Source organism: Stenotrophomonas sp. PI_27, from assembly GCF_027854495.1.
Classification (GTDB): domain Bacteria; phylum Pseudomonadota; class Gammaproteobacteria; order Xanthomonadales; family Xanthomonadaceae; genus Stenotrophomonas; species Stenotrophomonas pavanii.
The window spans coordinates 95,692-122,522 of sequence record NZ_JAJNOF010000003.1 but is presented as its reverse complement, the minus strand read 5'-3'; the positions used below and the strand labels follow the sequence as shown (position 1 = coordinate 122,522).

The following is a 26,831-nucleotide window of genomic DNA, read 5'->3' as shown; positions in this document are numbered from 1 at the left end:
GCCGCTGGCCGGCAGCCCCATGCACCTTGGCGCGCATCCCGGTAGTGCCGGCCGCTGGCCGGCAACCCCATGGACCGTTGCCAGTTTTCCTATGGTTGCCGGCCAGCGGCCGGCACTACCTTTATGAATGGGCGATATTTCCCACCCTGCCCGCCCTGCCACGGCTTCGGTATGCTGGCGCCCTTTCCTGAATCCGGCGCCGCGCGCGCACTGCCGATGAGCCTGTTCCGCCCCCGCATGCTGCTGTCCGTCGCCCTGATCGGCCTGCTGGCCGGCTGCGGTGGCGAGCCGGTCCGCCCCACCCCGCCGCCGGCACCGACCGTGGTCCCGCAGGCCAAGCCGGTGAAGATCGGCATCGCCCTCGGCGGCGGCGCGGCCAAGGGCTTCGCCCATATCGGCGTGATCAAGATGCTGGAGGCCAACGGCTTCGAGCCGGCCGTGGTCGCCGGCACCAGCGCCGGCAGCGTGGTCGGCGCCCTGTATGCCAGCGGCATGGACGCCTTCCAGATGCAGAGCAAGGCCGTGGCGCTGGATGAAGCCAGCATCCGCGACGTGCGCCTGTTCTCCGGTGGCCTGGTGCAGGGCCAGAAGCTGCAGGACTACGTCAACGAGCAGGTTGCCAACCGTCCCGCCGAGCGCCTGAAAAAGCCGTTCGCCGCCGTCGCCACCCAGCTGGAAACCGGCGAGCGCGCCATCTTCGTGCGCGGCAATGTCGGCCAGGCCGTGCGCGCATCGAGCAGCATCCCCGGCGTGTTCGAACCGGTGAAGATCGGCGGCCGCAACTACATCGACGGCGGCGTGGTCAGCCCGGTGCCGGTGGACGCCGCGCGCCAGCTCGGCGCCGACTTCGTGATCGCCGTGGATATTTCCAGCAAGGCCAGCGGCAAGGCGCCGACGGACATGCTGGGCATCGTCAACCAGTCCATCTCGATCATGGGCCAGCGCCTGGGCGAGCAGGAACTGGCGCGCGCCGACATCGTCATCCGCCCGAAGGTGCTGGACATCGGCGCGGCCGATTTCAGCCAGCGCGGCACCGCGATCCTGGAAGGCGAAAAGGCCGCAATGGCGGCCATGCCGCAGATCCGCGCGAAGATCCAGCAGCTGCAGCGCGCACGCGCCGCCGCAGCGGCACCGGCCCCGGTGGCTGCACCGAAGTGCGAGGAAGCCTCGCGCCTGGGCAGGCTGATGGGCCGCAAGGACAAGTGCTGATCCCTTGATGCCTGGCCACCGGGCATGCCCGGTGGCCGCTCAGGACTCCAGCTGCGACAACGGCAACGCCTGGAAGCCCTTCACCGTGCGCAGCACGAAGCTGGAATTGGCATCGGCCACGCCACCGGCGTTGAGCAGCCTGTCCAGCAGGAAGTGCGAGAAGTGCTCCAGGTCGCGCACATAGACGTGCAGCAGGTAGTCCATGTCGCCGGTCAACGCATGGCAGGCCACCACCTCATCCCAGCCCTGCACGCTGTCCACGAAGTGGCCGATGGCGGCCTGGTCGTGCTTTTCCAGCTGCACGCGCACGAAGGCCTGCAGGCCCAGGCGCAGTTGCCGTGGCTCCAGGCGCGCACCATAGCCGACGATCACGCCCTCGCTTTCGAGCCGCTGCAGGCGGCGCAGGCAGGCCGAGGGCGAGAGATTCACCCGCGCCGCCAGTTCGGCGTTGGTAGCGCGCCCGTCCCGCTGGATTTCATCCAGCAGGCGTATATCCGTGCGATCGAACTGGACTTCTCCGGCCATTGTTGCCCCGCAACATGGTGAGTACGCAAGGATATTGCGCCAACAACGGCAATCGGCGCAACTTTTGCAACCCTGTTGCGCGCGCCCTGCCCTAGCATCGTGGGTATCCCTTCAAGGAGCGCCCCATGGACCTCGCCCAGCCCCGCCGCGTCGAACACCAGCAGACCGACAAGGGCTACGTGCCGGTGTACACCACCGCGCTCGTCGAGCAACCGTGGAACACCTACACTGCCGACGACCACGCCACCTGGAGCACGCTGTACCAGCGCCAGCGCGAGCTGCTGGTCGGCCGCGCCTGCCAGGAGTTCCTAGATGCGCAGGACGAGATGGGGATGAGTGCGCACATGATTCCGCGCTTCGACCAGCTCAACGAAGTGCTCGGCGCGGCGACCGGGTGGACGCTGGTCGGCGTCGAAGGCCTGCTGCCGGAACTGGATTTCTTCGACCACCTGGCCAACCGACGTTTCCCGGTGACCTGGTGGATCCGCCGCCCGGACCAGATCGACTACATCGCCGAACCGGACCTGTTCCACGACCTGTTCGGCCACGTGCCGCTGCTGATGAACCCGGTGTTTGCCGACTACATGGAGGCCTACGGCCGCGGTGGCGTCAAGGCCCACGCGATCGGGCCGGACGCGTTGCAGAATCTCACCCGCCTGTACTGGTACACGGTGGAATTCGGCCTGATCGAAACGCCGGACGGCCTGCGCATCTACGGTGCGGGCATCGTGTCGTCGAAGGGAGAGTCGCTGTACTCGCTGGAATCGGACGCGCCCAATCGCATCGGCTTCGACCTGCAGCGGATCATGCGCACGAAGTACCGCATCGACACGTTCCAGAAGACCTACTTCGTCATCGACAGCTTTGAACAGCTGATGCAGGCGACCTCACCGGACTTCACTCCGATCTACGCGGCACTGGCCGACCAGGCGCACCTGCCTGCCGGTGATGTGCAGTCCGACGACCGCGTGTTCCAGAAGGGCTCGGGTGAAGGCTGGGCCGACGGCGGCGACGTGTGAGGCGGGCCGGCGCGCGGGTATCCTGCGCGGCATGACTGATGTGTTTGCCGCCCTGCGCGTGACCAACGTCGCCTTCGACGACGACGTCATCCTGCTGACCCTGGCCGATGGCCGGCGCACCCGCCAGCCGCTGCGCTGGGTACCTGCGTTGTTCGAAGCCGATGCAGGGCAGCGCGCGCAGTGGGTCGCCACCGCCGATGGCCTGGGTGTGAACTGGCCGGCCCTGCTGCCGGCGCGCGAGGCGGGCGTGGTCGATATCCTCAACCAGGTCTGGGAAGACCGCTACGACGCGGCGATGGCGCGGCTGAAGGACGCCGGATGGACGCTGGAGGCGCTGTCCGACGAGGACCAGCAACTGGTGGCGCTGTGGCGCATGGAAGCGGACATCAACAACGGCGGCTTCATGCAGTTCCTGTGCAACTGGGGCGACCCGACCTGCCAGCTGGCGCTGCGCGCGCTGCAGGCGATGGGCGCAGTGCAGACGCACGCGCTCCTGGCCGGCATGCGCGGGCTGCTGGATCGGCTGGAAAACGACCCGGCGATCAAGGAACCGACCGACCTGTACGACGCGATGAGCGAAGACGAACAGCAGGCGCTGGAAGCCTTCGAGGACGCCTATTTCGAGCGCCCGGAAGACCTTGCGCGGTTCGGGCTGAGGCACTTCGGCGCCGAGCGGCTGTAGCAGCCCGCGTGGAGCCGAGCCCATGCTCGGCTGCGATCAACCGGAGGCAGGACAGCCGAGCATGGCCTCGGCTCTACAGGCTCAGCGCGGGTACGCCAGCAGCACCACCAGGTCCTCGTCACCCACCTGCTGCAGCGCATGGCGGCTGCCCTTGCGGGTCAGCAGCGCGTGCCCGGCGTGCACGTCGTACTGCCTGCCGTCCAGCACGTAGCTGCCCTGCCCACTGACGATGTAATAGATCTCATCCTTGTGCTGCGGATGCAGGCCGATACCCGCGCCCTTGTGCAGCACGCGCTTGCGCAGCACGAAGGGCAGGTCCGCCGCGCCGGCAAAGAACGGATACGCGGTGGTGGGCCCGCCGCCGCCGTGCGGGCCGGGCTGCATGCGCGCAATCGTGCCTTCGTGCACGACCTGCGAATCTCCCGTCGCACCGGCGCCCTGCCCTGCGTCCATCACGTCGCAGTCGATGTCCCGCACCAGCGCCGGCTGCAGCGCGGGCAGCAGCGGCGCTGCTTCGCGCAGTACCAGGCAGGCCACCGCATGGGCGCCGGCCACGCTGAAATGGGTGCCGTCGGCCTTGTTCTGTTCGGGCACGAACAGGAAGTACGGTCGCGCGCCCTGCTCACCCAGCGCGCGGATCCAGCGCGTGCTGCGGTCGTTCAGATCAATCAGGGCAATCCGCTCGCGCGCGGCCAGGGCCTTCATCGATTGCGTGTAGCGGCCATGCGTGTCCAGCAGTGAACCGAAGTCGTACAGCAGCCGCGCCACCGGCGTGACCAGCACCGGCGTGGCGCCTTTCCCGCGCGCCACCTGTACGTAGCGCATCAGCAGGCGGGGGTAGTCCCGGTCCGGATCGGTGTAGCGCGTGGAATCCTCAAACTTCGCATCGTTGTGGCCGAACTGGATCAGCAGCACATCGCCACCGCGCAGCTCGGCGGCGATGGCATCCAGGCGCCCTTCGTCGATGAAACTGCGCGTGCTGCGACCGCCCTTGGCATGGTTGTGCACCTCGAAGCGCGCCGGGTCGAGGTAGCTCTGCAGTGCCTGGCCCCAGCCGGCCTGGGGCGCGCGCTCGGGGCCGTATTCGGCCGCAGTGGAGTCACCGGCGATGAATACCCGCACCGGCGCCGCCTGCGCGGTGGTGCAAGACAGCAGCAACAGCAGCAACAGGGTGCGCATGGCGGTTCTCCGGTAGTGCCGGCCGCTGGCCGGCACCCTCATGAACGGCGGAAGCCTCGCGAAGATGCCGGCCAGCGACCGGCACTGCCGTGGCTCACGCGTCAGCGCGCCAGCCAGCCACCGTCGACCGGCAGCACGGCGCCGTTGATGTAATCCGACGCCGACGACGCCAGGAACACCGCCGCACCGGCCAGGTCATCCGGCGTGCCCCAGCGACCGGCCGGGATGCGCTCCAGGATCGCCTTGTTGCGCGCTTCGTCGGCGCGCAGCTGGGCGGTGTTGTCGGTGGCCATGTAGCCCGGGGCGATGGCATTGATGTTGATGCCCTTGCCCGCCCACTCGTTGGCCAGCAGCCGGGTGATGCCGGCGATGCCGCTCTTGCTGGCGGTGTACGACGGCACGCGGATACCGCCCTGGAAGGACAGCATCGAAGCAATGTTGATGATCTTGCCGTGGCCCTGTTCGATGAAGTGGCGGCCGGCGGCCTGCGAGATGAAGAAGGCGGACTTGAGGTTGACGTTCATCACGTCGTCCCAGTCCTGCTCACTGAATTCCACCGCATCGGCGCGGCGGATCAGGCCGGCGTTGTTGACCAGGATGTCCAGGCCACCCAGGCCGTCAATGGTTTCGCGCACCACGCGCGCCACCGGTTCGATGCTGATCAGGTTGGCTTCGATGGCCAGGCAGCGGCGGCCCAGCGCAGTGATCTTTTCGATGGTGTCGGTGGGCGGGGCGATGCCGGCCACGGCCACGTCGGCGCCGGCGGCAGCCAGTGCCACGGCGATGCCCTGTCCCAGACCGGTATTGCCACCGGTTACCAGAGCGACCTTGCCTTCCAGGCTGAAGGGATTAGCCATTGCGTATGCGTTCCTTGATTGGGGCGAGCGGGGTCAGCGCGACGGCCGCCGGCACACGGTGCACGGCGGCCAGGTGGGGCCTACTTGAGCTGGCAGATGTCCAGCACGTGCATGTCGGTGTAATCCAGGTTCTCGCCCCCCATCGCCCAGATGAAGGCGTAGTTGCTGGTACCGGCGCCCATGTGGATCGACCACGGCGGCGACACCACGGCTTCGTTGTTCTGGATGACGATGTGGCGCTGCGCGGCCGGCTCGCCCATGAAGTGGTAGACGCGGTCGCTGTCGCCCAGGTCGAAGTAGAAGTACACCTCGCTGCGGCGGTCGTGCAGGTGCGGCGGCATGGTGTTCCACACGCTGCCCGGCTTGAGCACGGTCAGCCCCAGCAGCAGCTGCGAGGACTGGCAGGTGGCCGGCACGATGTACTGGTAGATGGTGCGCTCGTTGCTGGTTTCCAGCGCGCCGCGATCCAGGGCGACGGCATCCTTGATGGACAGCTGCCGGGTCTCGAAGCGGGCATGGGCTGGGGTCGAGGCCAGGTAGAACTGGGCGGGATTGGCGGCGTCCTGCGAGGCGAACACGACGTCCTTGCTGCCCATGGCCACGTACAGGCCATCCTTCGGGCCCAGCGTGTAGACCGTGCCATCGACGGTGACGCTGCCGGTTCCGCTGCCGACGTTGATCACGCCCAGCTCTCGACGCTCCAGGAACGGATGGCCTGCGGCCGAAGCGGGTTCGGTCTGGGTCGGCAGGGCCAGCGGTGCGTCCACCGGGGCAGCGCCGCCGATCACGAAGCGCTCGTAGTGGGTGTACTTGAGGGTCACCGCACCGGCGTTGAACAGGCCATCGAGCAGGTACAGGTCACGCAGCTGGTCGTTGCTGGCACCGTGGATGGCATCGGGATGGGTGGCGTAATGGGTCTTGCTGTACATGGCGTCTCCAGAGCGGGGGGCGGGCCGACGGGTCGGCCCCGGCGCGGTTCACGGTCGATTCTAGCCAGACAGGAAACCGGTGTCATTTTGCGTCGCACGATGCCGGGATGGCCCGGGCAAGGCGCGGCGGATCGGGTGGATGGGGCAGAGGTCGTGACCTGCAGGAGTGATCCCTGAGGGGATCAATCCTCCGGCGGCTGGCAGGAATCGCGGACGATCAGGTGCGGCCGCACGCTGGCGATGGGCAGCGCGGCCTGGCCTTCGGGCTGGATCAGCATCGCCGCGGCGGTGCGCCCGGTATCGCGGGTATGCCGGCGCACCGAGGTCAGCGAGGGCCACAGGCGCGAGGCCAGCGGGCTGTCGTCATAGCCGACGATGGACAGCTGGCGCGGAATGTTGATGCCCGCGCGCAGCGCGACCTTGTAGATGCCGGCGGCCATTTCGTCATTGCCGGTGAAGATGGCGGTCGGGCGGCGCTTGCCCAACAGCAGTTTCTCGGCAGCGGCCACGCCGGATTCGAAGGTGTAGCCAGCCTCGATGATGCGGTCCTTGGGCAGCTCGATGCCGCGCTGGGACAGCGCGTCGATGAAGCCGGCGGTACGTTCATGGGCCGAACGGTAGGCGCTGGGACCGGTCACCAGGGCAATGTCACGGTGGCCGAGCGAGAGCAGGTAGTCGGCGGCTTCGGCCGCACCGTCGCGGTCATGGGTGACCACCATCTGTGAGCTTTCGTCCAGCGGCAGCGCTGCCACGCGGGTGAACCGGCAGCCGATCTCATCAAGCATGTCCGCCAGCGCCTGGTCTTCCGAGGCACGCGGCACCAGGATCACCCCGTGCAGCTTCTGCTGCTGCACGAAGCGCCGCACGCCCTCGATGTAGCCGGGGCTGCGGCTGTCACACGGGTGCACCACCAGCTCGAAGCTGGAACCACGCAGTGCATCCAGTGCACCGTACTGCATGTCCACGATGTACTGCGCGGTGGGGTTGTCGTAGACCATGCCGATCAGGAAGGAGCGGCGGAACGCCAGTCCACGGGCCAGCGGATCGGGCGTGTAGCCCACCTCACGCATCAGCGCCTCCACCTTGTCGCGCGTGTCCTTGCGCACCAGCGGCGAGTTGTTGATGATTCTTGAAACCGTTTTCTTGGATACGCCCGACAGTCGCGCGATGTCGTTGATGGTGGCTGCCTTGCCCTTCGCCAATGCCGGCGTAGCGGCATCGTTCTTGTTGCGCACTGACATGTTTTGAACCCGGTAAGTCTGGGGATTCCGGCTCCGCGCTCAGTCCAGCGCGCGGTAGCGGAAGTTGCGGAAGGTTACCGCACCGTCGCCGGCCGCATACAGCGCCGGCTTCAGCGCCAGGAACCTGCCCGCTACATTGTGATGGTAACCGGACACTTCCATCTGAACCGGATACTTCTGCCAAGTGTGCCCGTCGGTGCTGGAGTGGAAGGTGACGATGTGGCGGTTGTTGGTCACCCGCAGCCACAGCCGGCCGCCGCGCCCCGGCGCCGGCCGGGCAGGGCGCTCCTCGCCGTAGCGATGCATGATGAACGACTCGCCATTGCTGCCCACGCCCACGTACAGGCGGTCGCTGTAGAACAGCAGCGCGCCGCCCACGGCACCGGGGGCGATCTCCATCTCCACCTCGAACTGGTAGGCCCGGTCGCCGGCGATGGTGGTCAGCGGTGACGCATCGCGCGGCGTGCTGCCCTTGCCCTGCAGGACCAGGCCGTTGCCGCTGAAACCCAGCCGCCGGTACTCGTCCTGCGCCGGATTGAAGAACGCCCACTGCGGGCCAAGCGTGCTGCCGCGGAAATCATCCGACAGCGCCATGCCATGCGGCGACAACGCCTGTCCGGCCGGCTTGCGCAGTGGCTGGCCGAGGTCGCCCCCGGTCGCGCGGAACCAGCCGTCGGCGGTCCATTCGATCGGCTCCAGCAGGGCCTGGCGGCCCAGCGTCCAGAAGCCGTTCTCGTACCCGTGGTACATCATCCACCAGCGCCCATCGGTCCCTTCGATCACCGTCGCATGGCCACGCGACCACCAGGGCTCGGCTGCCGACTGCGTGCGCGTGATCGGGTTGTTGGGCGCGTTCTCCCACGGTCCGTGGATCGAACGCGAGCGCGCGGTGATCACCATGTGGCCGGTGGGCGGCCCGGCCGTGCCGCCCACCGCCGTGGTCATGTAGTACCAGCCGTCGCGGAGGTGGATCTTCGGGCCTTCCTGCGCATAGGCCTCGACGTCCCAGTCCTGCGGATAGCGCCAGCCGTCGTAGACGTGCTTCGGCGTGCCGGCCACGCTCAGCCCATCGTCGGCCAGTTGCACGTAATCACCACCGCTGAGGAACAGGTAGCGCTTGCCGTCTTCACCCACCGCATGGCCAGGATCGATGTAGCCGCCCAGGCCGATGTCGATCGGTGCGCTCCATGGGCCCTTGATGTCATCGGCCCAGACCACGAAGTTGCTGCGGCGCTCGCCGGTCCGCGCCGGGAAGTAGATGAAGTAGCGCCCCCGGTGCTTGACGATGTCCGGCGCCCAGATCGAGCCCACGTTGCGGGTGATCGCATGGCCCAGCGGCTGCCAGTTCACCAGGTCGCGCGAGTGCCAGATCGGCAGGCCGGGATAGGCGTCGAACGACGACAGCGTGAGGTAGTAATCGTCTCCGTCCTTGAGCACCGAGGGATCCGGATGGTCGCCGGCCAGCACCGGATTGAGGAACGTGCCATCGCCACGGTCCGCCTGGCGCTGGTGTTCCAGCCCCCGCGCCCACTGCGCCGGGGCGCGCGCGGTCTCCGCCGCGGGTGCAGGCCATGCCGGCAGCAACACGGCGAACAGGGTGGCGGCGGCGACGATACGCAGTGCACGCATGGCAGTCTCCTTGCGGCTCAGCCGCGCAGCGCGGCCGGCAGCCACAGCGACAGGGCGGGGAAGAAGGTGACCACCAGCAGCACGCCCAGCGCGGCGAACCAGAACGGCCAGATGGTGCGCATGCTCTGGCCGACGCTGATCTTGCCGATGGAGGTGCCGATGAACAGCACCGAGCCGACCGGCGGGGTGACCAGGCCGAGGCCGCCGGTGAGCACCAGCACCAGGCCGAAGTGGATCGGATCGATGCCGTAGGCGCGCGCCACCGGCAGGAAGATCGGCGTGCAGATCAGGATCATCGGCGCCAGATCCATGAAGGTGCCCAGCAACAGCAGCATCACCACGATCATCAGCAGCACCATGAAGCGGCTGTGCGCGAACGACTGCAGGAACTCGACGGCGGCAGCCGGCACCTGCAGGTACGCCAGCAGCCAGCCGAACACCGCCGCGGTGGCGATCACGAACAGGATCACGCCGGTACTGCGCGCGGCATGGATGACGGTGTCGAAGAACTCGCGCCAGCGCAGCTGCCGGTACAGCACGGTGGTCACCAGCAGGGCGTAGACCACGGCGATCGCCGCGCTTTCCACAGCAGTGAAGATGCCGGCGCGGATTCCGACGAAGATCAGCGCGACCAGGCCCAGGCCGGGCAGGGCGGAGACGATGCGCAGGGCCACGGCACGCCAGCCGGGAAAGACCTCTACGCCATAGCCGCGGCGACGTGCGACCACATAGCCGGTGACCATCAGCGCCAGCGTCATCAGCAGCGCAGGGACAATGCCGGCGGCGAACAGGTCGGCGATGGACAGGCCCCCGCCGGCGGCAGCGGAGAACAGGATCAGGTTGTGCGACGGAGGCACCAGTAGGGCCACCAGCGCGGCGGTGATGCTGACGTTGACGGCGAAATCGCGGTCGTAGCCGCGCTTGACCATCTGCGGGATCATCGTGCCGCCGACCGCCGAGACATCGGCGATGGCCGAGCCGGACACGCCGCCGAAGAACAGCGAGGACAGGATCGACACCTGGCCCAGGCCACCGCGCAGGCGCCCGACCAGCGACGAGGCCAGTGCGATCAGGCGCTCGGAGATGCCGCCGCGCATCATGATCTCGCCGGCAAAGATGAACAGTGGAATGGCGATGAGCGAAGCGGAGCCGGTACCGGCCGAGATCTGCTGCACCAGCACGATGCTGGGGATATCCAGGTACAGCAGGGTGGCCAGCGCCGCAGCGGCCAGCGCATAGGCGACCGGCACGCCGAGCAGCAGCAGCACGGCGAATACGGAGAACAGGAGGGTGATGCCCATGGATCAACGATCTCCTTCAGCGTCTTCGGCGCCGGTGGCGCGGGCCTGCAGCGCGTTCCACGCGCGGTTCAGTGCAAACATCAGCATCAGCGCGCCCCCCACCGCCAGCGGCAGGTAGTTGATGCTCTGCGGCAGGTTGGCACCGGCGGTCTTGATGTCCAGTCCGTCGACCAGCAGGTCGGCCGACCAGAACGCGATGAAGCTGCCCAGCACCGCCACCACCAGCTGCACCAGCACGTCCACCGCGCGGCGCAGGCCGGCGCCCATGTAGGCATGCAGCAGGAAGAAGCCGAAGTGGCGGTTGGTGTGCACGCCGCAGGCCGCGCCCAGGCTCATCGCCGTGGCCAGCAGCAGCAGGGTGACCGGCTCGGTCCAGCTGGGCGAATCGTTGATCACGTAGCGCGCGAACACCTGCCAGCCCTGCACCACCACCAGCCCCAGCAGGGCGGCGACGGCGCCGTAGATGGCGATGTCGGCAATGCGGTCCAGCAGGCGCTGGCCGGGTCCGGTGGTGGACGTCGTCGTTTCGGTCATGGCGGTATCCTCAGGCGGCACGGATGCGGTCAACCAGCGCGGCGATGCCAGGCTGCTGCAGGTAGTGCTTCAGCAGCGGCTGCGCCGCATCGCGGAAGGCCGCCATGTCGACCTCGTTGGCTTTCACCCCGTAGGCCAGCACCGCCCGGCGCGCGGCATCCTCCGATGCGTCCCACTGCTCACGCATCACCGCCACCGATGCGCGGGCGGTGTGCAGCAGCAGCTGGCGGTCATCCGGGCTGAGGCGTTCAAAACGGGCGCGCGACATCAGCAGCACGTCCGGCGCATACGAATGGTCGCTCTGCGACCAGTAGTGCGCGGCTTCGAAATGGCGGCTGGAATGGAAGCTGCGCATGTTGTTCTCGGCGCCGTCGATCATGTGGGTCTCCATGCCGGAGAACGTGTCGCCCAGCGACATCGGCGTCGGGTTGGCGCCGAGCAGGCGCATCAGCTGGATGAAGATGTCCGACGAGGCCACCCGCAGTTTCAGGCCGTGCAGGTCGCTGGGCGAAACGATGGGGTGCTTGGTGTTGTAGAAGCAGCGTGCACCGGAGTCGTAGATCGCCAGGCCGACCAGATCGCGGCCTTCAAAGCCACGCAGCACCGCGTCGGCCACGCCGCCATCGAGTGCGGCGCGCTGCTGCGCGACCGACCTGAAGACGTACGGCAGGCACAGTGCCTGGGTCAGCGGAAATGCGTTGTTGAGTGCACCGGCATACACGCGGGTGATGTCGATGGCGCCAAAGCGCGCCATGTCGATCGCTTCCGACTCGCGGCCCAGCTGGCCCGAGTGGTACTGCCGCAGCCGCAGGCGGCCGTTGGTCTCACGCTGCAGGGTCTCGCCGATCCACTTCACCGCAGTGACGGTGGGGTAGTCGGCCACGTGCACGTCGGTCGCGGTCAGCAGGGTGCTGCCGTCCACGTCGCCGGCGGCCCCACGCCCGCAGGCGGCGAGCATCGGCGTCGCCAGCGCAGCGGCGCCGCCGGCCAGGAAATTACGTCGTGTGATCATCTGCGCCCTCCCGCGCGTGTTCACCAGGGCTGGCCGGCGGTCATCCCGCCGGCACGGCCCGGCAGGCAATGTCACCGAAGCCGGCAAAGCGCACCAGCGCCGTTTGTCCTGCCTCGATATCGTGGATGCCGGTAGCGTTGCCGGTGGCGATCAGGTCGCCCTTGCGCAGCGGCCGGCCACGCTGCGCCGAACGGGACAGCGCGAAGGCATAGGCCGCCCGCAGGCCGCCGGGCAGGCGGGTGGCGCCACCGGTGCCGACCACCTCACCTTCGATCAGTGTCTCGGCACGCAGCGAGTTTTCGTCGCGTGCGGTCCAGTCGACGATCTCCGGGCCCAGCACCAGGCCGTTGTTGTTGCCAAAGTCGGACACCACCACGCGCGGACCAAGTTCGTTGATGGTGGCCAGCGGGCTGCTGGCCACTTCCACGCCGATATAGAGGCGCGCAGGCAGCGCTTCGGCCTGTTCCGGGGACCAGTCCAGCTGTCCGGCCGGCGCGTCCTCCAACAGCTCCAGCACGTACTCTGCTTCGACTGCGCCGAAGCCCCCGACGAAGACCGGGATGTCGGTTGTTCCACCGGTATCATTCCAGAGCTGACGTTTGAAGATCGGCCCCAGCAGGCGCTCATCGCCGGAGCCGTCGCGGCGCCCGGCAGCGATGTAACCCACCTTCCAGCCGACCACCGTATCGCTCCACAGGCCAATGGCCTGGTCCTGCACGTGGTAGGCAGCCACCAGATCGACGGGGATATCTCCGGGGAACGCGGGCAGGGCCTTGCCTGCGCGGCGTGCATCGGTGAAGGCGCGGGCGATGGCGGCTGCACCGTCCGGCGCCGGCCTCTGCCCCTGTGTGCCGTGTTCGTTGCTCAAGAAGGGTCTCCCTCTGCGTTGTTGCACTGCCCATCGACAGCGTCTGCAGGAGGTGTATATGGTAAACCGGTGTCATCACGCAAGCCGCAGCGCATCACACCCGCTTCCGGGGCGCCTGCGGCACGCTGCCCACCCTTCGCTGGAGCCCGGTCCGCCATGCGTCTACCCCCTCTTGTGCTGTTCCTGTGCGTTCTGTTGACGCTTGCCCCGGCACGTGCCAGCGACGTCCCGCTGCGCGACGGCCAGCGGCTTGCCGGGGAGGTGGCCGGCGAACGCCTGCCGCTGTGGCCGGACGGCCAGGTACCTGGCCAGAGCGCTCCGGCACGGAAGGCGCGGGTGGTTGAGCGCAGCCCCGATCCGGCCCATCCGGACCGGTTCGTGGACGGGATCGATGCGCCATACATGATCGTGCACGCGCCGCCACGTCCGAACGGGCAGGCGGTGCTGGTCATTCCGGGCGGCGGCTACCAGCGGGTGGTAATCGACAAGGAGGGCAGCGCGCTGGTGCCGGACTGGGTGCAGCGGGCAGGCTTCACCCTGTTCGTGCTTCGCTACCGCCTGCCGCAGCCGGGCAGGGACCGCCAGGCGGCGCTGGCCGATGCCCAGCGTGCGCTGCGGGTCGTGCGCGACCAGGCCGCGCGCCGCGGCCTGGAGGCGGACAATGTGGCGGTCATGGGCTTTTCCGCCGGCGGCCACGTGGCTGCGCGGCTGGCCACCGGCTTCGATGCGCCGGTCTATCCCGCACGCGATGCGATCGATCAGCTGAGCGCGCGCCCGGCACGGGCGGTGCTGGTCTACCCGGTCATCGACATGGGCGCGCATGCGCACAGTGGTTCGCGCGGGCGATTGCTGGGCGAGCGCCCTGACCCCGCATTGGCGACGCAGTACTCGGTGCAGGAGCACGTGCGTGCGGACATGCCGCCGACGATGCTGATACATGCCAACGACGATCGCGTGGTCAGCGTGCACAACAGCGAGGTGATGGCTCAGGTGCTGGCCAGGGCGGGCGTCGAGCACGAACTGCATGTGTTCGCCCATGGTGGCCACGGCTTCGGCATGCGCCTGCAGCCCGGCTCCACCCTGGCGCAGTGGCCAGCGCTGGCGCAGGCATGGCTGACAGCAGGAAAGGATGCGGAGCGCAGCCGATGACGGGAGCACCCGACGATCTGCAGCGCCGCCGTTTCCTGCGCGACAGCGCGCGCTGGGCGCTGGCCACGGCCACGCTGGTGGCATTGCCGGCAGCGGCGATGCCCGGTGCACGCGACGAACGCCTGCCGATCGTCCGCGTGCGCGGGGGGCGCCTGCGCGGCCAGCATGAACAAGGCGTGCTGGTATTCCGCGGCGTGCGCTACGGCGCCGATACCGGCACCCATCGCTTCCAGCCACCACGCCGGGAAGCGGCATGGAACGGGATCGCCGATGCACTGGACTATGGCGCGGCCGCACCGCAGGGCGGCGCGGAAGGCCCCGGCAGCGAAGACTGCCTGTTCCTCAACGTCTGGACCCCCGCACTGGGGGATGGCGGCCGCCGCCCGGTGCTGGTCTACATACACGGGGGTGGGTTCAACAACGGCTCCGGCAGCGATCCGCTGTACGACGGCAGTGCGCTGTGCCGCCGCGGCGATGTGGTGGTGGTGACCCTCAATCATCGGCTGAACACCTTCGGTTACCTGTACCTGGGCGCACTTGGCGACGCACGCTACGCCGCGTCGGGGAATGTCGGCCAGCTCGACCTGGTACAGGCGCTGCAGTGGGTTCGCGAGCACGCGGCGATCTTCGGCGGTGACGCTGGAAACATCACCGTGTTCGGCCAGTCCGGGGGCGGCGCCAAGATCGCCACGCTGATGGCGATGCCGGCGGCACGCGGCCTGTTCCAGCGCGCGTGGACGATGAGCGGGCAGCAGGTCACCGCGGCCGGCCCGCGTGCCGCCGCGCAGCGCGCTGCCATCGCAATGGAGGCAGTGGGTGCAAAGGACCTGTCTGCCCTGCTGCGGGTCCCGGCCACCGATCTGCTTGCAGCCACCCGTGCCCGCGATCCATCGCGGGTGGAAAGCACGTCGCTGTACTTCGGGCCGGTACTGGACGAAGTCTCCCTTCCGGTGCATCCGTTCTGGCCGCAGGCGCCGCGGCAGTCGGCCAGCATTCCGATGGTCATCGGCAATACGCGCGACGAGACCCGTGCGTTCCTCGGCAACGATCCGGCCAACTTCACCTTGACCTGGGAGACGCTGCCGGCACAGCTGCAACGCCAGCAGTTCGTGGATCTGCTGCCGCAGACGGTGATCGCCGAGTATCGGCGCCTGTACCCGCATTACACGCCTTCGGAGGTGTTCTTCGCGGCCACTACCGCAGGCCGTTCCTGGCGCGGCGCAGTGGAGGAACTGGAAGCGCGTGCGCGCCAGCCCAGCGGGGCCGCGCCCACCTGGGCCTACCAGCTGGACTGGGGCTCACCGGTGGAGCAAGGCCGGCTGCGCGCCTTCCACACGCTGGACATCCCGCTGGTGTTCGACAACGCCGGCCTGCCCGGCGCACGCACCGGTGGCGGCGCGGATGCGCATACGCTGGCGGCGACAATGAGCGACGCACTGATCGCCTTCGCGCGCAACGGCGACCCCAATCATCGCGGAATGCCGCAATGGCCACCCTACGCGCTGCCCCGGCGGCAGACCATGCTGTTCGATCGCCAGAGCGGCGTGGTGGACGATCCTCGTGCCGGCGAACGTGCGCTGTATGCAAAAGTACCGTTCGTGCAGCGCGGCACGCAGTGATGACACCGCGGTGCAAACATTCTGTTAACCGCTCTCAGCTAGAGTCGGGACATGGGAACGATGTCCTTGCCACCGTCATTCACCGGCCGGGAGCGGCTGTTCGCTGCGATCGATGCCGCGGTGATGCTGGGCACGCCGGAGGCCATCACCGGTGCGCTGCAGCAGGTGCTGCGCGAGGCCATCGTCGATCCGTCCATCCAGCTGCCCCCCTGCGTGCGGCGCCCGGTCGAAGGGCATTACGCACGCCGTGAACTGCACCGCAGCCCGACCCTGGGCTACAGCGTCATCGCCATGTGCTGGGGCCCGGGCCAGGGCACGCCGCTGCACGACCACGATGCGATGTGGTGCGTGGAAGGCGTCTGGCAGGGCGAACTGATCGTCACTCCCTATGCGCTGATTGAACAGGATGGCGAACGTCATCGCTTTGCCGCCCAGCCCACGCTGTACGGGCACCGCGGTAGCGCCGGCAGCCTGATTCCGCCGCACGAGTACCACACGCTGTGCAACGCCAGCGACGCGGACGTGGCCGTGTCGCTGCATGTCTACGAGGGCGTGATGGAACGCAGCGCGGTGTTCGAGCCGTTGGATGATGGCTGGTACCAGCGCCGGATGAAACGGCTGGAGACCGAGGCGTCCTGACCCACGCCGGATCACGCCCGGCGTAATGCAGGCATCATCGCGGCACGCCGACCACGTTGTTGAGCCGGGTCACTTCCTCGCCACCGTCGGCCAGCGCCACGCGCACGCGCAGGCCGCTGCGGTCACCGGCCGGCAACGGCAACCAGACCTGCACGGTCTTCGGCTGCAGGTCACTGGGTGCCCCCAGCGCCGGCACGTCCGTGCGGGCGATCTCGCGACCGCGCGCGTCTTCCAGCATTGCTACGGCCACGCCGGTGCCGACATGGCCCAGGCTGTGCACGGTCACCTGCAGCTGGCTGCCGTCGATGCGTACGTCGCCGCGACCCACGCCCAGGTCCGGCCGTGTTTCCACCGGTGTTCCCTCGGACACGCGTTCGAACTCGAACACCTCGGTACGCCCGGGACGGAACTGCAGCGCCACCGAAGCGCTGGTTTCCAGCTGTACGCGGCGTTCGGCGGGCGTGCCGTCGATGTGGCCATCGCCATCGGCATCCACGCCGCTGCGTATCCGCCAGGTCCCGCTGGCCACGTTCCAGCCGGTCATGTCGGCGCCGATGGTGCGCGTGCCCAGGTTGTAGCTGGTAACGGTGAAACGTTCACGCGACGGCGCATGCACCAGCAGGGCGACCTGTTCGGCCGCTCCATCGCGGTCGAAGCGCCAGCTGACGGTGTGGCCGGGCCAACTCTGGTTGCGCTTCAGCGCGATCCCACCCAGGCGTGCGCGCTGGAGGAATTCACTGGGCGCTTCCACGCGGTCGGACCACCAGTGGCCGTCGGTGTTCATGTACGCGCGCTGCACTTTCGCCTGCAGGCCGTCGGCATGCATCGCGGCGATGTAGGCCCTGTCGCCGCTGGCCTGCCACGCCATCAGGCTGGCGAACCCGGTCTTTCCCGCATCGGCCTCGGCGCTCAGCAGCGGATACCAGTCCTGTTGCCGCCCCAGGATGTCCACCACGTTCTCGCCCAGGTTGGCCAGCGCGCCCGGGCCGCCACGGGCCACGCGGTAGTCCAGTGCCTGCAGGTACTTCGCATCGCCGGTCCAGCGCCACGCGGCCCAGAAGGTGTGCAAGGTGTCGCCGCCGCCGGAGCCATTGTTCAACTCGCCGCCCCGGGTGGCACCGCTGGCCCAGTTGATCTCGTTGGGCAGGGTGAAGCGCCCCTTGTCGTCCTTGCCTGCGTGGGCCAGGTAGCCATCGGCCAGGCCGATCACCAGCTTGCGACCGGTCGGATCGGCGTTGTACTGGCCCAGCAAGAACGCCGGGTGCAGCACCGGGAACGAATACGGCTTCTGCCACTGCCAGTTCGGTTCGCGGTACACCTTGTTGCCACCGAACCAGTTGCTGGAGAACAGCAGGTGGCCCTGCGGGTTGCGCAGGATGATGCGCTCGTCGAAGGCCTTCACTGTTTCCATCAGGCGTTCCAGCGTCAGCGGATCGCCCCAGTTGAGGTAGAGCATGGCGCTGTTGGTGTTGATGCCTTCCTCGTACGAGTGCAGTTCGTCGGTCTCGATGGTGCTCAGGCCATTGCTGAACATGCCATTGCGGTACACCGCGTCGGACAGCGCGGTCAGCGAGGCGTTCAATCGATCCGGCCGCACGCCCATCAGGGCCAGTCCCGGCCACTGCTGGGTCAGGTCGGAATCGTCGGAGATGCCGCCACCGAAGTCACCGTAGGCCACCTGCCGTTCGTCGATCCACCAGTCGACGAACTGCCGCACCTGCGCCAGGTCCTGCACCTGGTTGAATGCCCACGCCGGCACGCCCCTGGGCACGGCAGGCGCCGTGTAGGGCGGGCGGCCCTGGCTGTTGTAGCTGATGTAGTTCCAGTACAGGCGGCCGAGTTCATGGTCCGGATCCACCCGCAGCAGGTCGCTCAGGTCCGCGTACACGCGCGCGTACAGGCGCTGGCGCTTGGACGTGGTGTGCTCTTCCACCAGGAAGCCCCAGTTGTCGCGGACCTGGTTGAAGCGGTCGGCCACGTGCTCCTTCAGTGCCTCGGCGCGCGGCTTGAACACCAGCCGGACCTGCGCACCGTCCAAGGCGCCTGCATCGAAGCCCGGCGCGGCCGAGGCGATGCTCAGCCACAGGCTGTCCGGGGTGAGGATGCGATCGCGCAGGTCCAGCCACAGCGTGCGCGCCTGCCGTGGCGGCACCGACACCGATACATCGATCATGTCGCGCGCCGGCCAGATCGGATCCTTGATGCGGATGTTCAGCGGGATCAGCCCGTCATGGGTGGCCGGCAGGTCCAGCGCGGGGATATCGAGGGCCACGCCATCCAGGCCGTCGTGCATGTTTTCCCAGCTGTAGGCCCAGCTGCGGATCAGCGGCTGGTTGGCCGGCGCGTCACCCACGCCGGAAGGAATCAGCACGTGTACGATCGGCTGCGGATGTGCGGGCAGGGTGCCGGCATCCCGGCGGCGGGAACCGGCGCCCTTCGGCAGCGCCATCACCGTGCTGCGTTCGGCGGCCGGGAAACGTCCGTCAATGTAGCGGCGCAATGCGTCCAGGTTGGTGTAGTCGGGCAGCGCCTGGCTGTCGATGATGTAGGTCTGCTTCACCGTGCCTTCCGGCTCGGTGCCCTCGCTCACGTGGTAGGCCCAGATTTCCTGGATCGGTGTTTCCTGCTCGACGTTGCTGAAACGCAGCACGCCGCCGCGCTGCGCGGCAATGTCGTCGACGCTGCGCACCACGCTGCGGGGGCGCGTCGCCAGCACGTCAGTGGCATGTGCGGCGTCGGGCCCGTGGGCGAGGGTGCCGAAGGCCGCACCACGGATCTCCACGCGGTTCACCGTTTCAGTGGCCGGCAGGGTCAGGTCCAGGTGCTGGCCGCCTTCCACATAGGTGTTCCAGTCCGGAAGCTGGAAGTAGTCATTGCGGCCGGGCAGGCGCGAGCGGTTGTACACGCCCGGCCAGGTGGTTTCGGCGATGCCATCGGTGGCCTTCCACATCCACGCCTTCAGGTCGCGGGTGTCGGCGAATTCGATCTTGCGGATGCGGGTGCCGCCGGCCGCCAACGCGGGGGGTGCAGCCCCTTCCCAGCCGAAGCGGTGGCGCCAGGCGCGCGTGCCATCGCCGATCGCCACGGCGCTGGCCGGCTCGCGCCCGCGCGCCAGCGTTGCCACCGCCGGCGCATCCAGCATGCGATCGTAGACCCGGATGTGCTGGAAATCACTCCCACGCAGGAAGTTGTAGCGACTCTGCACCTGGTACGGTGCCATCACCCGCCCGGCAAGGCCGAGCTGGTCCAGCGCCGCATCGTAGTCGCCGGTGGTCTGCGCCCGCGCCACTTCGCGCCCGTCGACAAACAGGCGCACGCCCTGGTCTTCATCCCACGCGAAGGCCAGGTGCAGCCACTGCTCGGGGCGCGGTGGCGTGTCCATGTGGAACGACACGCGGGTGCGTGCGAGGTTGGCATCGGTGACGAAGGCATCGAAACCGTGGCCGTTCCAGTCGACGCGCAGCCAGGCCATGTCCCAGCTGCTGTGGTCGGCGTAGCCGACGCGGAAGATCACGAACGGGGCTTCGCCCACCGCATAGCGCGGACGCCAGTCGAAGGCGAGGGTGCCGCGCTGGGCCAGGATGTTGCCCGGTGCGTCCCAGGCCAGTACGCCGTCGTCTTCCCACTGGATGGCCTTGCCACCGGCACCATCGTCGACCACCGCCACCCTGTCGCGGAAGTTCGGTACGGCTTCACCCTGTGCGGTCACGGCCTGCAGGCCGTGGCGGGCATCGACGTGGAAGAGCAGGGCAGGGACATCGGCGGCGGCCGTCGCGGGGCCTGCGGCCAGCGCCGCTGCCAGCAGCAGGCAGCGGAACAAGGTCGTGCGGTGCGGCATGAAGACGTTTCCTTTCAACGGGCGACGGCCGGCGGTGGGCCGCCGGACCGTAGCAAGGCCATGCCACGACGGCACCTTGCGGCGCAGCAGCGGTCACGACGTGCGGCGGCGCGCACCGGTGCGCGCCGCCGGCATTGCTCAGAACTTGTAGCGCACGCCCAGCAGGAACTGGCGGCCGGTTTCGGTGTACTGCAGCGGCAGGCGGCCGGTCGCAGGCGAGTACACCCACTCGTCGGAGGCTTCGTTGGTCAGGTTGATGCCTTCCAGGCTCAGTTCCAGCTGGTCGCTGATCCTGTAGCGGAGTGACGCATCAATGACCGTGGTGCCGGTCATGCCGTGGTAGCCGTCCAGGTTGAAGCCGGTTTCCTGGCCCGGAACCTGGGTGAGGTAGTCATCGCGGTTGGTGGCCGAGATGCGGGCGGAGAAGGTCTCGCCTTCATAGAACAGGGTTGCGTTCCAGGACGACTTGGACAGGCCCAGCAGATCGTTCTTCATCACCGGCTGGCCGGACGCGTTGATGTACTGGATCTTCGATTCCACCCAGGTGTAGTTCAACTGCACGCCCAGGTTCGACCACTTGCCCGGCAGGAAGCTGAAGGGCTGCGTGTAGTTCGCTTCGGCGCCGTACAGTTCGCCACCGGGGGTGTTGACCGGGCGGGTGAAGGTGAAGTCGTCGGTGGGCGAGGCGCCGGTACCGGTCAGCAGTTCGGCGGGCAGGCCGCTGTCGGTGTACGGGCGGTTCTCGCGCAGGGTCTGCACCGAGGTCTCGATGTCCTTGTAGAACAGGCCCAGGCCCGCCATCGCGCCTTCGGCGAAGTACCACTCGAAGCCCAGGTCGACATTGGTGGCACGTGTCGGGTCCAGGTTGGGGTTGCCGCTGGAGATGGTGCGGGCACCGCCGGCCACGGCCACGGTTGCGCCGGGCGTCAGGCTGCCCAGCCCCGGGCGCGTCATGACCTTGGCCGCCCCCAGGCGGATCAGGAAATCGGGCGTGACTTCGGCCACCAGGTTGAACGAGGGCAGGGTGTCGTCGTAGGTCCGCGTGGCCGTGGTCGAGGTGGTGCCGCTGGCCAGCGTAGACAGGCCCGTGGACGACTGCCGGGTACGCACGTAGCGCACGCCGAAGTTGCCCGACAGCGGCAGCGCGCCGATCTCGGTGCTGAACTCGCCCATCAGGTAGGCGCCGCGATCCTTCTCTTCCACGCTGCGCACGTTGTTGGCGCGGGGGGCGACGGCGTAGATGCCGCTGTTGCTGTAGATGTCGAACTGGTCGGCGATCGCATCCAGGTCCGGCACCACCCAGTTGGACGGATTGCCGTCGATGCCCTTCAGGCCCGCCTGGCTGACCATGTCCACAGGCACGATCCTGCTGCCGTTGGCGAAGGTGGGCACGGCCAGTTCACTGGCGCGGCGCAGTTCGGTGGTCTTGAACGTATAGTCCTTGGCCAGCACGCCACCCTTCAGGCGGAAGCCGGGGCTGATGTTCCAGTTGAAATCGATCTGCCCGGTATCGAAATCGTTGTCCACGTACTGCGGGCGCAGGCGGATTTCCGCCAGCTCCCAACCATTGGGGCTGGTCGGATCAATGCCGTAGTTGAGGATCGGGAAGCGGCTGTTGCCACGATAGTCGTAGCTGTAGCCCTTGACGTCGTACTTGTCCATGATGACGGTGGTCTGCACCGGGTTCTCGTGCCTGGAGCGCGAGATGCCGAGCTTGCCGTACACGGTGAAGTCGTCGCCGAAGCGGTGCTGGCCGTTCAGGCTGATCTGCTTGAACTCGGTGCTCCACTCGTCGTGCCGGTTCTCCGAGCGGATGTCGACGTTGTCGAATTCACCGTACAGCAGCGCGCCGTTGCGGATCTCGCCGTTCCTGACGATGGTCGAGGGCTTGCCCACCAGGCGCGGCGTGCTGCTGCTGCCGCGGCTGAAGGAGATCGCTTCGATGTAGTGCTCGTCGCGGGTGGCATCGATCTTCGAATACAACACGTCCAGCGAGACGTCGGTGGCGTCGGTGGGTTTCCACTGCAGCGAGCCGGTCACGCCCAGGCGCTTCTGCTCGTGCTCCATCTGCACGTAGCGCGGGAAGCGCGGATGGAAGACATCCGCGGCGCGTGCTGCGGCAAACGGCGATGACGCAGCGAAGTTGCCGTTGCTGGGGCCGTTGGCCCAGCGGCCGGTGTTGGAGCCTTCCTCCAGTGCCTGGCGCTCGGAGTAGGCTACCGACAGCAGGGCACCGAAGGTGCCATCGGCGAAGGTGTTGGAGATCAGCGCGGCCACCCGCGGATCGGCTTTTTCAGCCATCTGGTTGTAGCCGGCCTGACCGCTGGCGGCGAAGGTGAAGCCGTCATAGTCGAACGGGCGCGCGGTGCGCAGGTCGACCGTGGCACCCAGCGATCCCTCTTCCACGTCGGCCGAGGCGGTCTTGCGCACCAGCAGCTGCGAGAACAGGTCCGAGGCGAAGACGTTGAAGTCGAAACCACGGCCACGGTTGGTGCCGCCACTCTGGTCTCCGGCGCCAACGGTGGTCAGCGCTTCCATGCCGTTGATGCGCACGCGGGTGAAGTCCGGGCCGAGGCCGCGCACCGAGATGTTGCGCCCCTCGCCGGCCTCGCGGGTGATCACCACGCCGGGGATGCGCTGCAGCGATTCGGCCAGGTTGAGGTCGGGGAACTTGCCGATGTCCTCGGCGACGATGGCATCGACCACGCCGGCCTCGCCGCGCTTGATGTCCAGCGCCTTCTCGACACTGGCGCGATAGCCGGTGACGGTCACCGTGTCCAGGTCGGTTGCGGTCTGCTGCTGGGCGGTCGCGTTTGCCGACAGGGCAAGCGCCACGCCCATCGCCAGCAAGGTAACCGGTGTCTTTTTTCCATGGATCCGAGATTGCATGCCTTTCCCTCTCCCAAAGGTCTGGTATCGCGGCTGTGTAGCGGAATGACACCGCTGGTCAAAGCCGACGTTAGCAGCACCACCGGGATCGGGCATCTTGCACCGCAACAGATCTGTAATGTCTCCAAGACGCTTGCAGGACAATGGTTTCGTCATGTCGATCGAGCACCTGCAAGGCGACTTCGGTCTAGAATGACACCGATGGTCAATGCCACGCCCCCTGCGTGGTCCACTTACATGCCATGCAGTGTCCCATGCCGGCGGCACGCGTGAAGGAGCTGAGATGGGTCGTATCGTGTGTTTCGGAGAGCTGTTGCTGCGCCTGGGCGCCCCCGGCCACGAACTGCTGCTGCAGTCGCCGCAGCTGCAGGTCCATGTGGGCGGCGCCGAGGCCAACGTCGGTGTCTCGCTGTCCCGGCTGGGACATCAGGTGAGGATGGTCGGCGCGGTGGCGGGCAACCCGCTGGGTGCGCACGCGCTGGGCGAACTGCGGCGGCACGGGGTCGATACCCGGCATGTGCGCGAAGTGCCGGATGCCCGCATGGGGCTGTATTTCCTCACCACCGGCGCGGTGCAGCGCGCCAGTGAAGTGGTCTATGACCGCGCGGATTCGGCGTTCGCACGCAGCACGGCGGCCGACTATGACTGGCCTGCGCTGCTGCAGGACGCACAGTGGCTGCATCTGTCCGGTGTCAGCCCGGCGCTGGGCCCTGACGTGGCTGCCGCCACGCTGGCGGCGGCGCGCGCGGCACGCCAGGCCGGTGTCCGCGTCTCCTTCGACGGCAATTTCCGGCCCCGCCTCTGGCAGCGCTGGGGCGGCGATGCCCAGGCGGTGCTGCGCGCGCTGTTCGCGCAGGCCGACATTGTGTTCGCCGACTACCGCGACATGGAGGTCGTGCTGGGTACGCGCTTCACGCAGCCGGACCCGGTGGAGCGGGTCGACGCAGCGGCGGCGGCCGCGTTCAGCGCCTTTCCGCAGCTGCAGTGGATGGCATGCACGCAGCGGCAGGTGCTGAGCGTGGACCATCATGCGATGGGCGCGCTGTTGCTGGGCCGCGGAGGGACGCGCGCGCAGGCCCCGGTGCGTCACCTGCAGGGCATCGTCGACCGCATTGGCGGCGGCGATGCCTTCGCGGCCGGCATCCTGCATGGCATCCTGTCCGGCCTTGATGCCGACGCCACCGTGCGTTTCGGCCTGGCCGCCGGGGCGCTGAAGCACTCCATTCCCGGCGATTTCAATCCTGTCAGCGAAGCTGACGTGCTGGCCCTGATGGGCGAGGAGCAACTCGATGTCCGCCGCTGATCCGCGCGTACGCGCGGTCCTGAAACTGGCACCGGTGATCCCGGTGTACACCCCCGACGATGTGGATGAAGCGGTCAACGTGGCCCAGGCATTGTTCCGCGGCGGCCTGCCGGTGATCGAGGTGACGCTGCGCACGCCGCGGGCGCTGGACGCGATCAGGGCCATGGTCGAAGCCGTACCGGACGCGGTGATCGGTGCCGGGACCGTGCTCACCTCCGCGCAGATGCAGGCGGCGAAGCAGGCCGGTGCGCGTTTCGCGGTGTCCCCCGGCGCCACGCCGGCCCTGTACGCGGCCGCGCGCGATGCCGACCTGCCGTACCTGCCCGGTGCGGCCACGGCCTCGGACCTGATCCTGGGCCTGGAACACGGCCATGACACGTTCAAGTTCTTCCCGGCCGTGCAGGCCGGCGGTGCCGCGCTGCTGGCGGCCTGGCACGGCCCGTTCTCCGAGGTGCGGTTCTGCCCGACCGGCGGCATCAGCGCGCAGACTGCGCCGCAGTTCCTGCACCTGCCCAACGTACTGTGCGTGGGCGGCTCGTGGCTGACCACCCCGGCGCTGCTGCAGACCCGCGACTGGGACGCCATCGAGCGCCTGGCCCGCGAAGCGTCGGTCCTGGCCAGCTGAACCCGGCGCACGGATCTTCAAAGGTTTGATCGTGATCAAAGCGCCGGCCTCGCGCCGGCGTCATTCTGTGGGCAAGCGCACTACGGAGATCCGAACATGAATTCGACCATGAAGGCCGCTGTCGTGCGTGAGTTCGGCAAGCCACTGGTGATCGAGGAAGTCCTGGTACCGCGCCCGGGGGCGGGCGAGGTGCTGGTCAGGATCGAGGCCTGTGGCGTCTGCCACACCGACCTGCACGCCGCCGAGGGCGACTGGCCGGTGAAACCGAACCCGCCGTTCATCCCCGGTCACGAGGGCGTGGGGCACGTCGTGGCCGTGGGTGGCGGGGTCGGGCACGTCAAGGAAGGCGACAGGGTCGGCATCCCCTGGTTGTACTCGGCGTGTGGCCATTGCGAACACTGCCTGGGTGGCTGGGAAACGCTGTGCGAGACGCAGCGCAACACCGGCTACTCGGTCAACGGCGGCTTCGCCGAGTACGCACTGGCCGATGCCAACTATGTCGGCCTGCTTCCGAAGGAAGTGGGCTTTGTCGAGATCGCGCCGGTGCTGTGCGCCGGCGTGACCGTCTACAAGGGCCTGAAGGTCACCGACACCAAGCCCGGTGACTGGGTGGCGATCTCCGGCATCGGCGGCCTGGGCCACATGGCGGTGCAGTACGCCCGCGCGATGGGCCTGAACGTCGCCGCCGTGGACGTGGACGACAGCAAGCTGGCGCTGGCGCGGCAGCTGGGCGCGCAGGTCACCGTCAACGCGCGCAGCACCGATCCGGCTGCGTTCCTGAAGAAGGAGATCGGCGGTGCACATGGCGCCCTGGTCACGGCGGTATCGCCCAAGGCGTTCGAGCAGGCGCTGGGCATGGTCCGCCGTGGCGGTACCGTGTCGCTCAATGGCCTGCCACCCGGCAACTTCCCGCTGGACATCTTCGGCATGGTGCTCAATGGCATCACCGTGCGCGGCTCGATCGTCGGCACCCGGCTGGACCTGCAGGAATCGCTGCAGTTCGCCGCCGAAGGCAAGGTCGCGGCCACGGTCAGCACCGACCGCCTGGAGAACATCAACGACGTGTTCGCACGCATGCATGCCGGCACCATCGAAGGCCGCGTCGTACTGGACTTCGCTGCCTGACCCTCCGTGCATGGCCGCCGTCGCTCCGTCCCCCTCTCCCACGGACGCGGCGGCCATGCCGATTCATCGGTAGTGCGACCGCTGGCCGGCAAACCCCAGGCGGTTCGGTAGTGCCGGCCGCTGGCCGGCAAACCCCAGGCGGTTCGGTAGTGCCGGCCGCTGGCCGGCAAACCCCGGGCGGTTCGGTAGTGCCGGCCGCTGGCCGGCAACGCGGGCACTCTGTGGCAGCCGTACAATGCGCGCATGCCCGCCATGCTCAAGATCCTGTTCCTGTCCATCGTTGCCCTGATCGGTGGCGTGCTGTCGCTTGCACTGGTCAGCAGCGTCGCCGGCTGGCTGCCGCCACTGCTGGGCATGGCGCCTGGCAACAACAGCGTGCAGCTGGGCTGGGATCTCGCCTTCAGCGTGCTCGGCGGCATCGCGGGGATCGCCTTTGCCACCTACTACGCGCCCTGCTGGCCGCGTTCGCACGGATTCTCGATCTGGTCGCTGATCGCGCTGGGCTGCGGCTACGCGATGTGGACCACGGGCGCGGATTTCCCGTTCTGGTTCGTCATTGCGCTGCTGGCATCGCTGCCGTTGCAGTTGCTGGTGGGCTGGTGGTTCGGCCGCCGCCCCTCGCGCGACCCGCGCTGAGCGCATGCAGGGAGTGCCGGCCG

Annotated in this window: 22 protein-coding genes; 10 read left to right on the top strand and 12 right to left on the bottom strand. The window is 68.1% G+C overall.

The window, feature by feature from the left end; genetic code table 11:
• Nucleotides 1-216: 216 nt before the first annotated feature.
• Complete coding sequence (locus LRM18_RS04745) at nucleotides 217-1,209, top strand: patatin-like phospholipase family protein (protein WP_049468508.1); 993 nt, start codon at nucleotides 217-219, stop codon at nucleotides 1,207-1,209.
• 39 nt (nucleotides 1,210-1,248) lie between these two features.
• On the opposite strand, the gene LRM18_RS04740 is transcribed toward LRM18_RS04745, so the two are convergent.
• Nucleotides 1,249-1,734, bottom strand: a complete 486-nt coding sequence (locus tag LRM18_RS04740) for an Lrp/AsnC family transcriptional regulator (protein ID WP_270951808.1) — start codon at nucleotides 1,732-1,734, stop codon at nucleotides 1,249-1,251.
• A gap of 125 nt (nucleotides 1,735-1,859) precedes the next feature.
• Here LRM18_RS04740 and phhA point away from each other — a divergent pair, with 125 nt between their 5' ends.
• Entirely contained in the window at nucleotides 1,860-2,753 is an 894-nt protein-coding gene (gene phhA, locus LRM18_RS04735; protein ID WP_270951806.1) for a phenylalanine 4-monooxygenase, read from the top strand.
• A 31-nt stretch (nucleotides 2,754-2,784) separates the two neighbouring features.
• A complete protein-coding gene (locus tag LRM18_RS04730) occupies nucleotides 2,785-3,435 on the top strand; it encodes a DUF4375 domain-containing protein (RefSeq protein WP_270951804.1) in 651 nt (216 codons plus the stop codon).
• Between the two features lie 81 nt (nucleotides 3,436-3,516).
• Here the strand turns inward: LRM18_RS04730 and LRM18_RS04725 are convergent, their stop codons facing one another.
• The 9 genes from LRM18_RS04725 to LRM18_RS04685 form a co-directional block, all read right to left on the bottom strand.
• Nucleotides 3,517-4,614, bottom strand: coding sequence for a GDSL-type esterase/lipase family protein (locus LRM18_RS04725; RefSeq protein WP_270951802.1), 1,098 nt, complete (start codon nucleotides 4,612-4,614; stop codon nucleotides 3,517-3,519).
• A gap of 101 nt (nucleotides 4,615-4,715) precedes the next feature.
• Nucleotides 4,716-5,471 (bottom strand): 2-dehydro-3-deoxy-D-gluconate 5-dehydrogenase KduD, encoded by a 756-nt coding sequence (kduD, locus tag LRM18_RS04720; protein WP_270951800.1) that lies wholly within the window; start codon nucleotides 5,469-5,471, stop codon nucleotides 4,716-4,718.
• Nucleotides 5,472-5,551: 80 nt separating this feature from the next.
• Nucleotides 5,552-6,400: a 5-dehydro-4-deoxy-D-glucuronate isomerase gene (kduI, locus tag LRM18_RS04715; RefSeq protein ID WP_053506103.1), complete on the bottom strand. Its 849-nt coding sequence runs from the start codon at nucleotides 6,398-6,400 to the stop codon at nucleotides 5,552-5,554.
• A gap of 182 nt (nucleotides 6,401-6,582) precedes the next feature.
• Complete coding sequence (locus LRM18_RS04710; RefSeq protein ID WP_019337388.1) at nucleotides 6,583-7,641, bottom strand: LacI family DNA-binding transcriptional regulator; 1,059 nt, start codon at nucleotides 7,639-7,641, stop codon at nucleotides 6,583-6,585.
• A gap of 39 nt (nucleotides 7,642-7,680) precedes the next feature.
• On the bottom strand, nucleotides 7,681-9,225 hold the full coding sequence (locus tag LRM18_RS04705; RefSeq protein ID WP_336297078.1) for a family 43 glycosylhydrolase: 1,545 nt from the start codon (nucleotides 9,223-9,225) through the stop codon (nucleotides 7,681-7,683).
• Nucleotides 9,226-9,287: 62 nt separating this feature from the next.
• Nucleotides 9,288-10,571: a TRAP transporter large permease gene (locus LRM18_RS04700; RefSeq protein ID WP_053461759.1), complete on the bottom strand. Its 1,284-nt coding sequence runs from the start codon at nucleotides 10,569-10,571 to the stop codon at nucleotides 9,288-9,290.
• 3 nt (nucleotides 10,572-10,574) lie between these two features.
• The gene (locus tag LRM18_RS04695) at nucleotides 10,575-11,105 is read right to left on the bottom strand and encodes a TRAP transporter small permease (RefSeq protein WP_270951793.1); all 531 of its coding nucleotides are present in this window, start codon (nucleotides 11,103-11,105) and stop codon (nucleotides 10,575-10,577) included.
• A 10-nt stretch (nucleotides 11,106-11,115) separates the two neighbouring features.
• The gene (locus LRM18_RS04690; protein ID WP_053461757.1) at nucleotides 11,116-12,117 is read right to left on the bottom strand and encodes a TRAP transporter substrate-binding protein; all 1,002 of its coding nucleotides are present in this window, start codon (nucleotides 12,115-12,117) and stop codon (nucleotides 11,116-11,118) included.
• A gap of 40 nt (nucleotides 12,118-12,157) precedes the next feature.
• The gene (locus tag LRM18_RS04685) at nucleotides 12,158-12,985 is read right to left on the bottom strand and encodes a 2-keto-4-pentenoate hydratase (RefSeq protein WP_270951790.1); all 828 of its coding nucleotides are present in this window, start codon (nucleotides 12,983-12,985) and stop codon (nucleotides 12,158-12,160) included.
• Nucleotides 12,986-13,159: 174 nt separating this feature from the next.
• Here LRM18_RS04685 and LRM18_RS04680 point away from each other — a divergent pair, with 174 nt between their 5' ends.
• The 3 genes from LRM18_RS04680 to LRM18_RS04670 are packed head-to-tail and all read left to right on the top strand — an operon-like array spanning nucleotide 13,160 to nucleotide 16,392.
• Nucleotides 13,160-14,134, top strand: a complete 975-nt coding sequence (locus LRM18_RS04680; protein ID WP_270952431.1) for an alpha/beta hydrolase — start codon at nucleotides 13,160-13,162, stop codon at nucleotides 14,132-14,134.
• Complete coding sequence (locus tag LRM18_RS04675) at nucleotides 14,131-15,753, top strand: carboxylesterase family protein (protein WP_206633135.1); 1,623 nt, start codon at nucleotides 14,131-14,133, stop codon at nucleotides 15,751-15,753. Before LRM18_RS04680 ends, LRM18_RS04675 begins: the two co-directional genes overlap by 4 nt.
• A gap of 51 nt (nucleotides 15,754-15,804) precedes the next feature.
• Nucleotides 15,805-16,392: a cysteine dioxygenase family protein gene (locus tag LRM18_RS04670; RefSeq protein WP_019658826.1), complete on the top strand. Its 588-nt coding sequence runs from the start codon at nucleotides 15,805-15,807 to the stop codon at nucleotides 16,390-16,392.
• A gap of 34 nt (nucleotides 16,393-16,426) precedes the next feature.
• Here the strand turns inward: LRM18_RS04670 and LRM18_RS04665 are convergent, their stop codons facing one another.
• A complete protein-coding gene (locus LRM18_RS04665; protein WP_206633133.1) occupies nucleotides 16,427-20,230 on the bottom strand; it encodes a LamG-like jellyroll fold domain-containing protein in 3,804 nt (1,267 codons plus the stop codon).
• 138 nt (nucleotides 20,231-20,368) lie between these two features.
• On the bottom strand, nucleotides 20,369-23,119 hold the full coding sequence (locus LRM18_RS04660) for a TonB-dependent receptor (RefSeq protein WP_270951784.1): 2,751 nt from the start codon (nucleotides 23,117-23,119) through the stop codon (nucleotides 20,369-20,371).
• Between the two features lie 283 nt (nucleotides 23,120-23,402).
• On the opposite strand from LRM18_RS04660, the gene LRM18_RS04655 reads away from it, so the two are divergent.
• From LRM18_RS04655 to LRM18_RS04640, 4 genes are all read left to right on the top strand, one after another.
• The gene (locus tag LRM18_RS04655; RefSeq protein WP_080375592.1) at nucleotides 23,403-24,422 is read left to right on the top strand and encodes a sugar kinase; all 1,020 of its coding nucleotides are present in this window, start codon (nucleotides 23,403-23,405) and stop codon (nucleotides 24,420-24,422) included.
• Complete coding sequence (gene eda / locus LRM18_RS04650) at nucleotides 24,409-25,047, top strand: bifunctional 4-hydroxy-2-oxoglutarate aldolase/2-dehydro-3-deoxy-phosphogluconate aldolase (RefSeq protein WP_049468449.1); 639 nt, start codon at nucleotides 24,409-24,411, stop codon at nucleotides 25,045-25,047. The genes LRM18_RS04655 and eda overlap by 14 nt, the downstream gene beginning before the upstream one ends.
• Before the next feature lie 96 nt (nucleotides 25,048-25,143).
• Entirely contained in the window at nucleotides 25,144-26,172 is a 1,029-nt protein-coding gene (gene adhP / locus LRM18_RS04645) for an alcohol dehydrogenase AdhP (protein ID WP_049468447.1), read from the top strand.
• A gap of 243 nt (nucleotides 26,173-26,415) precedes the next feature.
• Nucleotides 26,416-26,808, top strand: coding sequence for a hypothetical protein (locus LRM18_RS04640; protein ID WP_053506096.1), 393 nt, complete (start codon nucleotides 26,416-26,418; stop codon nucleotides 26,806-26,808).
• The last annotated feature ends 23 nt before the right edge of the window (nucleotides 26,809-26,831 follow it).